The organism is Shewanella sp. MF08487 (assembly GCF_050848685.1).
Taxonomy (GTDB): Bacteria; Pseudomonadota; Gammaproteobacteria; order Enterobacterales; family Shewanellaceae; genus Shewanella; species Shewanella glacialipiscicola.
In genome coordinates, this window is sequence record NZ_JBOZPB010000003.1 from 83,126 (window position 1) to 96,102 (window position 12,977).

11 protein-coding genes are annotated in these 12,977 nt (G+C 47.0%); 5 read left to right on the top strand and 6 right to left on the bottom strand.

Annotated elements, in window-relative coordinates:
- Positions 1 to 124: 124 nt before the first annotated feature.
- The 6 genes from hypF to hyaA form a co-directional block, all read right to left on the bottom strand.
- A complete protein-coding gene (gene hypF, locus ACRN9H_RS03030; protein WP_432312527.1) occupies positions 125 to 2,536 on the bottom strand; it encodes a carbamoyltransferase HypF in 2,412 nt (803 codons plus the stop codon).
- Positions 2,537 to 2,630: 94 nt separating this feature from the next.
- Positions 2,631 to 4,517, bottom strand: a complete 1,887-nt coding sequence (locus ACRN9H_RS03035) for a NiFe hydrogenase (protein ID WP_432312410.1) — start codon at positions 4,515 to 4,517, stop codon at positions 2,631 to 2,633.
- Between the two features lie 3 nt (positions 4,518 to 4,520).
- Positions 4,521 to 5,078 carry a HyaD/HybD family hydrogenase maturation endopeptidase gene (locus ACRN9H_RS03040; RefSeq protein ID WP_006086407.1) on the bottom strand — a complete coding sequence of 186 codons (558 nt, stop codon included), beginning with the start codon at positions 5,076 to 5,078 and terminating at the stop codon, positions 4,521 to 4,523.
- Between the two features lie 7 nt (positions 5,079 to 5,085).
- Positions 5,086 to 5,760: a Ni/Fe-hydrogenase, b-type cytochrome subunit gene (gene cybH / locus ACRN9H_RS03045; RefSeq protein WP_432312412.1), complete on the bottom strand. Its 675-nt coding sequence runs from the start codon at positions 5,758 to 5,760 to the stop codon at positions 5,086 to 5,088.
- 19 nt (positions 5,761 to 5,779) lie between these two features.
- The gene (gene hyaB / locus ACRN9H_RS03050) at positions 5,780 to 7,483 is read right to left on the bottom strand and encodes a nickel-dependent hydrogenase large subunit (RefSeq protein WP_432312414.1); all 1,704 of its coding nucleotides are present in this window, start codon (positions 7,481 to 7,483) and stop codon (positions 5,780 to 5,782) included.
- A gap of 3 nt (positions 7,484 to 7,486) precedes the next feature.
- Positions 7,487 to 8,623 (bottom strand): nickel-dependent hydrogenase small subunit, encoded by a 1,137-nt coding sequence (gene hyaA / locus ACRN9H_RS03055; protein WP_432312416.1) that lies wholly within the window; start codon positions 8,621 to 8,623, stop codon positions 7,487 to 7,489.
- Between the two features lie 385 nt (positions 8,624 to 9,008).
- Here hyaA and ACRN9H_RS03060 point away from each other — a divergent pair, with 385 nt between their 5' ends.
- The 5 genes from ACRN9H_RS03060 (at position 9,009) to ACRN9H_RS03080 (ending at position 12,915) form a co-directional block, all read left to right on the top strand.
- The gene (locus ACRN9H_RS03060; RefSeq protein WP_432312417.1) at positions 9,009 to 9,476 is read left to right on the top strand and encodes a TlpA disulfide reductase family protein; all 468 of its coding nucleotides are present in this window, start codon (positions 9,009 to 9,011) and stop codon (positions 9,474 to 9,476) included.
- Positions 9,477 to 9,479: 3 nt separating this feature from the next.
- The gene (locus ACRN9H_RS03065) at positions 9,480 to 9,698 is read left to right on the top strand and encodes a DUF4266 domain-containing protein (RefSeq protein ID WP_028760174.1); all 219 of its coding nucleotides are present in this window, start codon (positions 9,480 to 9,482) and stop codon (positions 9,696 to 9,698) included.
- 164 nt (positions 9,699 to 9,862) lie between these two features.
- Complete coding sequence (locus ACRN9H_RS03070) at positions 9,863 to 11,182, top strand: DUF3570 domain-containing protein (protein ID WP_432312418.1); 1,320 nt, start codon at positions 9,863 to 9,865, stop codon at positions 11,180 to 11,182.
- Between the two features lie 130 nt (positions 11,183 to 11,312).
- Positions 11,313 to 12,221 (top strand): FAD:protein FMN transferase, encoded by a 909-nt coding sequence (locus ACRN9H_RS03075; protein WP_432312419.1) that lies wholly within the window; start codon positions 11,313 to 11,315, stop codon positions 12,219 to 12,221.
- 34 nt (positions 12,222 to 12,255) lie between these two features.
- Positions 12,256 to 12,915 carry a response regulator transcription factor gene (locus ACRN9H_RS03080; RefSeq protein WP_220772828.1) on the top strand — a complete coding sequence of 220 codons (660 nt, stop codon included), beginning with the start codon at positions 12,256 to 12,258 and terminating at the stop codon, positions 12,913 to 12,915.
- Positions 12,916 to 12,977: the final 62 nt, after the last annotated feature.

A 12,977-nucleotide genomic window follows, 5' to 3' on the forward strand; every position in this document is an offset into this window, starting at 1 on the left:
GAATCGTTAATTTGGTTACGCTAATGTTGAGTGTGATACAAATTGCGCTACGGATCTTTGATGTTCGTCAGGTTTATGGGCATAAAAATGGCGAGTGAACATCAGGGGTTATCAAATAATAAGGTTATTGACTCTGATGAATGCCATACCAGAGTTGCCCTAGGGCGATGCCGCCATCATTGATGGGTATCTGTTTACTGGATAACACTTTATTTCCTTGGGCGCTGAGCTTGCTCAGGCAGTATTCCAAGAGGTATTTATTTTGAAATACGCCGCCGCAGAGCACGGTTGGGAGGTGTTGATACTGGGCAGCATAATCACAGATAGCATCACCTAATGTGTGTAAAAAGGCGCGGGCGATGGCATAGCATCTATTGTCTGTTAGCGGTTGTGCTGTAATCAATTCAACAATTTGCTTGAACATCTCACTGCTTCGCCACTGGTCGATGTCAAGAGGTAAGTTAAGCGAAATGACTTCAAGGGCTAATGCATCGGCGCGATTGGCCGCGGCTTCTATTGCCATGCCTGCTTGACCTTCAAATTGTGTGGTTTCGATTAAGCCTAAGGCGCAGGCGAGGGCATCGAACAAGCGTCCAACCGATGAGCTTTTAAGCGCGCTGCCGTTCTGCCAGATTTTATATAAATTAGTTAAGGTATTTGGGCTCATGCTGCAGATAATGGGCAAGTTCAGCGTGATCACAGCATCAAGGCTCATTTGCTCGAACAATAATGCCAGTAACAACCTCACCGGTTGCTTAATGGCTTGCTCGCCGCCCAGCAGGGTTATGGGCTCAAAATGGGCCAGTCGCTGCGCTTTATCTAGCGTGGTTAATAGCACTTCACCGCCCCATAAACTGCCATCGTCGCCAAGCCCAGTGCCATCAAAACTAAAGCCCAAAACGGGATCTCGATATTGATTAACTGCCATTATGCTGAGCACATGGGCATGGTGGTGTTGCACAGTTAAACATTGGCTGGTATCGCTGAGTTCTACATTTGAGTTTGAGTGCATTTCAGCCCAGCGCGATGGGGCATAATCAGGGTGTTTATCGCGAACAATGAGATTGGGCGCAAAGTGATACAGCCGCGCGAAGGTCGCTAAGGTGCGCTCAAAATACTGCTCGGCGCTGACACTGAATAAATCGCCAATATGGGGACTTAAAAACACATTATTGCCAAAGCCTAAGGCGATGGCATTTTTTTGCTGTGCGCCTACCGCCAGAATTGATTGGGTCAGCGGTATCTCTAAGGGGAAACTTAACGGTGCATAGCCGCGGGCGAGGCGCAATACTTGCACTTCTGCGGAGGAATCCAGTTGCGGCTGGATCACTTGCACCACACTGTCATCACAGCCATTAATAATCGGCCGATTATGATCGACTATCGCATCCACCACATGGCTTAACTGGCGAATGAGTTCATCACAATCTGTGATGATAGGCTCACCTGACACATTGGCGCTGGTTGCAACTAATGGCCCTTTGAAGAGACCTAATAGCAAATGATGTAGCGGTGTGTAGGGTAAAAATACCCCGAGTTTATTCAGATTGGGGGCGACAGCTAAGCTGAGATCATGTTCGGCGCGGCTGCTCATCAGCACTATGGGGCGCTCCTGCGAACTCAGTACTCGCCACTCGGCATCCGTCCCTGTGACATAGTGCTGCGCCATGGTGATATCCGCCATCATCACCGCTAGCGGCTTGGCTTGGCGCTGTTTTCGCAGCCGGAGTGCGTTGACGGCATTATCACTTCGGGCATCACAGACTAAGTGAAATCCGCCCAGTCCCTTAATTGCCAGAATCTGCCCTTGGTGTAATCTGTCAGCCGCTGCTGTCAGTACCGTAAGGTCCGTACTCAATTCAGGTGTGCTGACATTTGAGGTATTGGGAAGGATGTATTCCCCTTGGGGTGTTTTTAAACTGAGTCTGGGGCCGCAAACTGGGCAACTGACTGGCTGAGCATGATAGCGGCGGTCGAGTGGGTTTTGATATGCTTTGGCGCACTCGGGGCACATGTCAAAATCGGCCATGGCGGTACTGTGGCGATCATAAGGTAAGGCATTGATTATGGTGTATCTTGGGCCGCAATTTGTGCAGTTGGTAAAGGCATAGCCAAAGTGGCGATCATCAGGATTATGCATGTCGTTCAAGCAATCCTGGCAGGTACTTTTATCCGCCGATACCGCCACCTGCGCACCCATTGATGAACTTGGACCATCGTTTTCATGGCTGTCGCTTTTTATAATTTCAAATGTATTTTCGCTTAGCAAAATCGGTAGAGGTGTTTGGATTATATTGTCGATACGGGCCAGTGGCGGTGGGGTGGTATTGAGCGTTATGATAAAGCGAGTGAGGTTTTCATCATTACCTTGCAGCTCAATGGTCACGCCCTTGGCATTGTTGAGCACAGTACCTGTCAGTTGAAATTCAAGGGCATAACGATAGACAAAGGGGCGAAATCCCACCCCTTGTACAATGCCAGTGACGTGCAACTGACAACGCTTTAACGTGGCTCCCTTGTGGACAAGGTATTCCAATGCCAGCCTGCGCTTTATCTGCAGATCACTGTGCTTTTTGTGGCGACTATTATGCCTATCTGGCTTCATGCGTTGTGACTTAACTTTTGGCCTCCTAATCATGGGTATTCAGTTGGCGCTGTTTAACGTAAAGTGCGCCAACGGCTAAGTTATCGCCGTCTAAATCTAGGCTGCGATTGATCACTAAGGGGAAGTTTTTGCCTAAGCGTAACCTGATGCGTTTGCACAGGGTTTCATTGATTAATTCATTGCCCGCTAAGGCTATATTATGCACGCCGATATTTAAATCGATATGCTCGATCCAGTTAGATAAATAGTCCGCCAGCGAGTCTTGCATCGCAAAGGCAAGCTGACTCGGATCATCATTCCCCGCAATACGAAAACTTAAGACTGTGCCTAAGGTTTTACACCAATTTAGGCTGCGGTGGGCTTCACCTTTGGTTAGCGGATAATCGATACGAGGAGCATTGGCGCCGTGGTAACGCATGGCGGCAGCCATGAGTGCATCGCTGAGCCTTGCTTGGCTTTGAGTCTCTTCTTGGATATTGAGGCCAATTAATATGGCGGCAATCGCCCACAGACTTTGTAAGTTGTCCCGTCTGCCGTGAAGCTTTAGGCTTAAAAGTTTTAGGTAATCGTCTGGGAACAGGCTCTTAAATTTTTGCGCTACGGCTTTTTGCGGACTGCTGTCCAGTTGATGGAAGATTTCGTAACCGTTATCGGGCAGCTCGGGCAGGGCGAAGAAAAGTTCAGTGTCGCCCTTATTATCGCAGGTGACAATTTGGCTCGTATGGGTATGGCTTAAGTAAATAACCGCGGCATTTTTTGCCTGTTTATGACTGGTAAACTTACCGTTGAGCAGCGCACTGAATAGCGCTGCGTCTGCAAGGGTGTGATTTTCTGTGTTGACTGTATTTTGATTATTATCGCTTAGCATACTGGTGCAATGAATATCACTGTCTTCACTTGACGGTACTTGAGTCAATAATGCCACACTCAGTTTGCCTTGGTGCGATCGTGAACGTTTCGCCGCCTGCCATTGGGCTTGATAACCGTGAAGACTGACTTTTTCCCTTAAGGGTTCTGGAGCGATAAAGTGCTTGGTTTGAACCTGTGTTGAGCTTAAATCGTGACTGGCGATTTGTGCCCAAGCACCATCGACCCACGCTAGCTTTGGCCTATTATGCGGCCCTTTAATGTAAACCCAATCGACCCCTTTTTGTCGTAATACTTCGGCGAGTACTAAAATCACTCGGCTGTAGGCAAAACAAATGTCGTACAGCGGCGCACTGAGTTTGTCTTGTTCTTGCGTGGGTCTAGCGCAGATAAGCGGCTTTTCAATACTCGAAAGCGCGAGCACCTGCGCATCATTCAGACAAAAATGGGCGTTCAGCGTATTGGGATTACAAATTAACAGTTGTGGCCGCTCGCTTAAGGGCTGCTCAAACGGTGTCAGGCTGATTTGCAGATTATCGGCGGCCGCTAATATCAGTGGGCCTTGTGTTAGCAGCCCCTGTGCCATGGCTTTTATATCTGACAAGGTTAAGGCTTTTTGCGCGGACGATAATTGTGTTTCGCCCTTGCAGCAAGAGCAAATTAAATCGAGTGTGCCAAACTTAGCCGACTGATTATCGCCAATCAACGGATAACAATGCTGGCAAAAAGGCACTATGGCTTGGTTAGATCCAGACTGTGGAAAGGGCAGTAAGGTTTTACTGCCTTGGGGCTCGTCGATGGCTTTAATACTAGAGTCAATCAACCAAGCGGAAATCAAAAAGTCTGCGGCAATGGCATCGGCCAGTTGCTCGAGTTGAGTCTGCTCGCCCTGGGCTTCTATAAAGTAACTGTGCTGACCAAAGTCATGTTGGCCATCACAGCCTATGCTGATGTTCAGCGCATCGTAATTTAGGTATTGATTACATAAATGCGCGTACAAAGGCACCTGACGTGAACAGGTAAAATCAAATCTGATGTTTTTCATTTTCTATATACTTTCACCAGTAGTAACGCCGCGTTTATAAGAGTCAGGGATCAGCGAGTCGATACTGTGATCGGCAATACGCGTCGCAGTGAACCCAAGGGAGGCTAAGTGGGATAACAAGCTTGATTCCATTAACGGCACTGCGGCGGCAACTTTAGGGGTCAAACCCAGCACCATAGGTTCAAGCACGGTTGGGGTGACGCCCAGCACAAAGGTCTTAGGTCTGTCGCCAACCATTTCCATCATATTGAGGGTTTGCAGCATTTCGACTTCATGGGCGCTGCCTTGCCAGTCGATTTCCTTCGGTGCCTTATCAAAATCGAAGAAGTAGACTTCGCCCGCTTCTACGCCATTGGCATTGACAGTATCGACCACGATTAAATAATCGTATTGGCAAATAATGGGAATGAGTCCCTGAGCCAAGGTGCCGCCGTCGAGCAGCTTCAGCTGGTGAGACTCATGGGTAAACTGATAATTATCAGCTATATAATTGACAAAATGTACGCCGATGCCTTCATCGGCGTACAGGACATTGCCAATACCGAGTAGCAATATCTTCATTGGACTCCTAGTGGTGTGAGTCTGGCTTTGGGTAGTCATAGCCAGAGACAATCGAGTCAACTGAGTTATGTTTGAAGCGTATCCCTGACCAAACAGCCATATAGACATGGATAACCACAAAGATAACAAATGCCCAAGTGAGGTAGTGATGCCAAATCCTAACTTGTGCTAGCCCACCCATTTGTGCCGTGATCCAAGCGGCGCTGCCCCAAAGCATGCCACCTAAACCTTGGTGATACACATTGGCATACAGCACCAGACCCGTTATACATATCACAAGAGCGACCAGTGAGATTGCTACATAAGTCACAAATTGCAGCGGTCCATAGACACCGGCTTTATGTAAGTGCCCCATCCATAAATAAGATTTCAGTTGAGTTATCCAGCTTTTTACGCTCATGACATCGCGAAATGAACGCCGCTCAATATCACTTCGGCTGAAAAAATACAGATAGAAGCGCACTAAGGTGATGGCGGTTAATAAAAACCCACCAATCAGATGAGCAAAGCGGATCCAGCCCTGTACCAGCACATCAGAGCTATCGGGTGAGACTAAAAACGGCCAAGAAATATAGAACCCAGTCACCACGAGCACGAGAATTGATAATGCGCGTAGCCAATGGAAAATCCGTATTGCAGGACTAAAAACCAGTGTCCGAATGCGGGTTGCAGAATGGTTCATTTTGCGTTCCCTCCCTCGATTATTGACCATTGGGGCTGACACGAAACTCGCTCAGTTCCTGACCTTTAAAATCCATAACGTGTACTGAACACGCCATGCAAGGGTCAAATGAGTGAATAATACGTATCACCTCAAGGGGTTTAGTGGGATCTTCCAGTTTTAGGCCGATGAGTGATGCTTCATAGGGACCCATTTTCCCGTTAGCATCAATAGGACCGGCGTTCCAAGTGGTTGGTACCACAGCTTGATAGTTCTCAATCACACCATTTTTGATGCGCAGCCAGTGGCTTAACATGCCGCGTGGCGCTTCCATCATGGCATGACCAATATATTCCTTATTCGGGTCCATATCGGGTTTTATATAGGTTGTTTCATCTGACTGAATGTTGGTAATTAATGCATCAAAGGTTTTTAAGCCTTCTTGCGCCGCGATTAATGTTTGCAACATACGTGCAGCTGTACGACCTAAAGTGGTAAATAACGCCTCGATAGGTAAGCCTGTTCGTGCGAGTAGTCCATTAACGGTATCCACAACAATTTGATTACCGCGAGCATAGCTAACCAGTAAGCAGGCGAGTGGGCCAACTTCAACCGGTTCACCTTTGTAACGTGGCGATTTCACCCAAGAATATTTACCGTCACCGTCTAAGGTTGGCAATTTACCGTAAACAGTATCGCGTTCAACAAAGCCGGTATAGTTAGGGATAGTTGTTCCGTCGTAGGGGTGTTGCGGCTCATCGGCGCTGTACCAAGCGTGGGTGACGTCTTCGGCAATCCAGTCAGGGTTGATATCACTGACGCCCGCTAAATCGCCATTCATAATCACACCTTGGTCAAATAGGTGTTCACCATTGGCAAGAACAAACTCTTGTGAAGCCATAAAGTTCTTCACGTTAACGCCGCCAAGTACACTGGGTTCAGCACCAAAAGCTTCGGCGGCCATGACGATGTCAGCTTGATATCCGCGCACAATAAAGTCAGTCACGATAGCGTGTTTTTGCTTCCACTCTTGTAGGCGTGCAGGGCTTAACATGTCGCGTACTGAAGTTACGCCGCCTACCACTATCGATTGTGGATGAGGGGATTTACCGCCGAATATTGCCATCATTTCAGCGGCAATACGCTGTATTTCAAGTGCTTTAAGGTAGTGAGATAGCGCGATAAGGTTTTGCTCTGGAGTAAATTTATAGGTGCCGTTACCCCAATAAGCGTTGGCAAAGGGACCTAACTTTCCCGTTTCGACAAAGCCTTTAACTCTTTCTTGTACCGCTTTTAAATCACCTTCACCCGCCGCTATGGGATGGTCTGTGTATTGCAGCGCAACTTGTGCAGCTTTAGCCGGATCGGCGCTCAGTGCAGACACCACATCCACCCAATCAAGACCGTGTAGATGGTAGAAGTGCACAATATGGTCATGCATATATAAAGAGGTTTGCATTAATGAACGTAAGTATTTAGCGTTCAATGGAATTTGAATTCCTAACGCATTTTCAACCGCTTCAGTACCGCAGCGGTAGTGGGAATAGGTACATACGCCACAGATACGTTGCACAATAAGGCCAACATCCATAGGCGTACGGCCTTTGAGAATGACTTCAATGCCGCGCCAAAGTGTGGAGGATGACCAAGCCTTGTTGATGACGTTATTTTCATCAACTTCAACTTCAATACGTAAGTGACCCTCGATACGTGTGATAGGGTCGATAACAACGCGCTTGCTCATGGGTTATTCCTCCAGCGGTTTGGCAAAAATACTGGCAACGGCATGGGCTCCAATGCCCACCACAGTCGCGCCTAAAATCACCGCACCAATAGTATCTGCGGTCGCATCCAATCCATGGAGGAGTTGACGGCCAAGGGGTTTTTCAAAGTCAGCCATATCGTCCCAGAAGTTAGGTTCTGAGCAGCCCATACAACCGTGTCCAGCGAGTACAGGCCAGCTGGTGTGATGGTTAAAGCGCTCGGTAGGGCAGTTGTTGTAGGTGTAAGGACCTTTACAACCGACTTTATACAGGCAGTAGCCTTCTTTCGCGCCGTGATCGCCAAACTCTTCAACGAATTCACCGGCATCGAAGCGGCCGCGGCGTTCACAGTTATCGTGTACCCGTGCGCCGTAAGCCCATTTAGGCCTGTTAAACATATCCAGCGCAGGTAATTTGCCGAACATGATGAAGTACATCAAAGTGCCGACTATGTTCTTTTCACTCGGTGGGCAACCGCCTAAGTTAATCACGGGTTTACTGACCACTTCATGCACGCCTTTCGCCCCCGTTGGGTTTGGATAGGCGGCTTGCACGCCACCAAATGCCGCACAAGTACCGACAGAGATAATCGCGGCGGCGCCTTCTGCAGCATGTTTGATGATTTCTAACCCAGTGTGGCCTTTACAGCCCACAGTGAGGAAACTGCCGTTATTGGCGGTTGGAATCGCCCCTTCAACGGCCAGTAAATAGCGGCCCTTGTAGGTTTCGAGTGCATTTTCGAGGTTTTCTTCGGCTTGCCAACCCGCAGCAGCCATTAAGGTTTCGTGATATTCCAAGGAGATATGATCAAAAATTAGCGAATCTAGATTGGGGGTATCGGTACGAATTAAAGATTCTGAGCAACCAGTACATTCGGCCATGTGTAACCAGATTAAGGGCACACGGTCAGCTAATTCGGCAGCTTCGGCTACTAAGTTACTAAAGGGCAGTGGTAATGCGAGCATGCCCGTCACCATGGCACTCCACTTCATAAAATCACGGCGACTAATGCCGTGCTGTTGCATTTTCTCAATCAGCGATTGTTGTTGACGGGGAGCGAATTGGCGCAGTGCATCTAAGCGCGCCTTTCCCTGTTCATATAGGGCTGCATGTGTGTCCATGGGTCAACCTTTTTTGTTATTTAAATGTAAATTGGTAAGGGTTTACATAATTGACAAATTCAGTTTAGCCCTTGGAGATGTAAAGAATGTTGATGTATATCAAGGATTTTAAATCGGCGTGACGAAAATCGATTCTACATTTAATTAACATGACGCAGATCTGATTTCAGTTTTTAGGGTGTGACAAAATGTCTCACATTCGCCATTTTGGATGAAATCGGTCACTTAATCGGCGCTCATGTTATTAAGGTTGCGCTGTTGAAAATGCCGACCTTAAGTGGGGGAGTCTGCGCATACGGCTTAATTGGACTTATATAAGCTTGTTTAAGAAAACCTTAAGATTCAGTTAATAGATTCAAACGTAATCGTTAATGCAGAATATGCTATGAAGAAAATATTGTTGTTACTCAGTCTATTGGCCGTAGGCGTACAAGCCGCGCCATCGCTGGACTATCAAGTGTTTAACGCGCAAAACCAAGCCGTTTCCCTGAGTGAGTTTAAAGGCAAAGTCGTCTATGTCGATTTTTGGGCATCCTGGTGTGGCCCTTGCCGTAAATCGTTTCCGTGGATGAATGAAATACAAAAAAAGTATCAAGATCAGGGATTAGCTGTCGTGGCAATCAACCTAGATACAGATAACGAGTTAGCCCAGGAATTCTTAAAACAAGTCCCTGCCAATTTTTCAGTGCGTTTTAACCCCGAGGGTGATGTCGCTCGCAGTTTCGATTTGCTGGGCATGCCGAGCAGTTTTATGTTCAATCGTCAAGGTCAGTTAGTACAGCATCATGTTGGCTTTTATGCCGATAAAACCGCTGAATACGAGCAAGAACTCGTCAATTTACTGAAGGAGTAATTTATGCTTAAACCCGCATTAGTCGCAGTAACGCTCATCATAGGTTTGAGTGGATGTTCAAGTTTAGGCGTGCAGCCGTGGGAGAAAGGCCAGTTGGCCCGCAGCGATATGGCGCTCGACAGTGAAAAGCTCGACCTAGCACTCGATGATCATATTTATTTTAGTAAAGAAGGCAGTAGCGGCGGACGTGCATTTGCCGGTGGTGGATGTGGCTGTAACTAAACTCTCTGTTGGTGTTATTTGCCCTTAGATGTAACGAATAAATGTAACGCACAGATGTAATGAACAGACGTACTAAAACAAATGTGACGAGCAGATGTTCTAAAATCTGGGGCGAAATCCCGCAGTATTGAATAGATTGAAGTGACCTACAGGTGTTGTCAGCTATGACCCAAAAAAAGAACCCTATAAATACAAGACAATCGAAGCAGATTGCGGGTGCTCTTGCATTAGCCAGTTGTGGACTGTTTGCAACAAGTGGCCATGCGACTGAATTATCTAAAAAAACTGACGACTGGAAGATCGATGCTGCGTTAATGTATTACGGTGAGCAAGATAGAGTACAAGCCATCGAAGCCATAGGTACAGCGCAAAAAGCCTTTGGCGATGACAGTGTGCTGGATCTCAAACTCGTGGTTGACAGTCTAACGGGTCCTTCAGCATCGGGCGCCGTGGCCCAAAGTACTAGCCAAACTTTTACTCGACCATCTGGTAATGGTCAATATCATGTTTCAGCGGGGGAAACGCCGTTAGATGACACCTTTCACGATACCCGCGTACAAGCCAATGTCGGTTGGAGTGAAGTGCTAACACCCGATTGGAAACTCAATGTTGGCGCATATGGCTCGAAAGAGTTTGATTATATGTCAATGGGCATCAACGCCGGAATTGAGCGAGGGTTTAATAAAGACAACACCACTTTATTTTTAGGTACAGCTTATAGTTTCGATGTGGTTGACCCCGTTGGCGGTCGTCCGGTGGATTTATCTTCGATGGTCATTCGCGATAACTTCACCAGTGAGGAAGCTTATCGCAGCGCATTCGATGCTACCCGTCAAGGTAGCAGTGATAATAAGCAGACCGTGGATGTGATGTTAGGTATCACCCAAGTGCTTAGTCAGCGCTGGTTGTTGCAAGCTAATTATGGCTTGTCGAGTGTGAACGGCTATTTAACTGATCCCTACAAGGTGCTCAGTGTGGTGGATAACAACGGCATTACTCAGGATTTATTGTATGAGAGCCGCCCCGATTCGCGCTTAAAGCACAGTTTTTACGTGATGGCCAAAGGCGCATTAGATGCGGGTGTGGTGGATTTTTCCTATCGTTATAATACCGATGACTGGGACCTCACATCACATACCTTAGAAACCCATTATCGGTATTACTTTACCGGCAACTTCTATGGTCAATTACATCTGCGCTATTACCAACAAACGGCGGCTAACTTCTATCAACCTTTCTTGATGGCTGATACGCCACTGCCTGAGTTTGCCAGTGCCGATTATCGTATCGGAGATATGTCAGCTTATACGATTGGGGTTAAATTCGGCCATAGATTATCGGGCGGTCATGAAATGTCGTATCGCTTAGAGTATTACCAACAGGATCCGAAAAATAACGGTGCTACGATTCCTGGAGAGCTGCAAAACTTTGATCTTTTTCCAACTCAGAAGGCAATTACAGCACAGTTTAGTTATTCTTTTTAATACGAAATAATGCTACTGGCTCAGATAGCAAAGCGTTAAACTGTATGGGTAGCTGAGCTACCCATACTCAATTTGCCCCTGAACTTATTCAATCGTAATCCCAGTGGGATGCCATGTGAAGAGGTGATTTATGATGTCGACATCGTCCCTAAAGAGCGCACCTTATTTGTTGCAACGCCGCGATTGGGGTTATGTGGGCGAATTTAGGGCCATGGCGAGTCCTTGTGAAATACTCATCGCATGTGATCAACTCGATATTGCCGACGATATGTTGGATATGGCCGTCGCTGAAGCGCTGCGTATCGAACATAAATACAGTCGTTTTATCGCGCAGAATTGTCTGTGGCAATTAAACCATGCCAATGGTTATAAGCAGCTTATTGATGAAGAAACCTGGCAGCTATTGGCCTTTGCCAAACAATGTTTTCAGCTCAGTGATGGACTATTCGATATCTCTGCAGGGCCGTTAATGGAACTGTGGCGCTTTGATCCCCAAGCCCAATTGCCCGAACATGCCCACATACTTGCCGCCAAAGCCTTAGTGGGGTTGGAACGTATCGAGTTTGATTCGCACTATATTGAGATGCCAACAGGTATGAAATTGGATTTTGGTGGTATCGCAAAAGAATATGCGGTCGACAGAGTCGCCTATGAGTTAGCCGAATGTTATCCAGACATTCCAGTGTTAGTGAATTTTGGCGGTGATATCGCTTGTCCCGTGGCTAAAGTGACGCCATGGCAAGTGGGAATTGAAGATCCACGACACCTCGATCACGCTTCGAGTGTACTGGCGATTAGTCAGGGTGCATTAGCGACCAGTGGCGATACGCGGCGCTTTTTTGAAGTCGATGGAAAGCGTTACGGCCATATTGTCGACCCACGCACTGGCTATCCCGTTATCCATGCGCCGCGCTCTGTAACTGTGTTAGGGCCAAATTGTGTGACCGCAGGAATGCTGGCGACTATGGCCATGCTACATGGCCAAGATGCGGAAGCATTTTTACAGCAACAAGATGTTAAGTTTAGTATTTTTCGTTAAGGATTCTTTTAAAAGGCTCTGTTAAGGACATTGAATGCGTATTATGTTGGTTGAAGATAACGAGTTATTAGCCCAAGGAATATGCTTAAGCTTGGGTAAGCTGGGCATGCAGGTTGATCACCTTAATACTTACCAACAAGCATTACAGGGGGTTAAAAATGAAAGTTTTAGTGCCATAGTGCTCGATCTTGGTTTACCTGATGGTAACGGCAAAGAGTTGCTTAAAGCTTGGCGGCAACAAGGGGTATCCATCCCAACGATAGTGCTAACCGCCAATACCGATTTTGACACTAAGCTAGAATGTTTGAACATAGGTGCCGACGATTATTTAGGTAAACCCTTTGATGTGCGTGAATTAGCTGCACGCATTCGAGCTATTGTTAGACGTCAGTACGGACTCGATCACAACAGTTTGATTATTGGCGCCTTATGTATCGGTTTAGATACGCGCGAAGTGACTTTTCGCGACCAAAATGTTGTGCTTTCACGCCGTGAGTTTCAATTATTACTTGAACTTGCCCAGTCGGCGGGGCGCGTATTGACGCGCAGTCAACTCGAACAATTAACCTATGGTTGGGATGAAGTTGGTAGCAATTCGATTGAAGTGCATATTCATCATCTACGTAAAAAACTCGCTAACGAACTGATTAAAACCGTGCGCGGTATCGGTTATACCTTGATTGAAATAAATTAATGCGATCCATTCAGTGACAACAACCGCGTTTATGGGTATTGATATCTTAACTATTTGCTGAG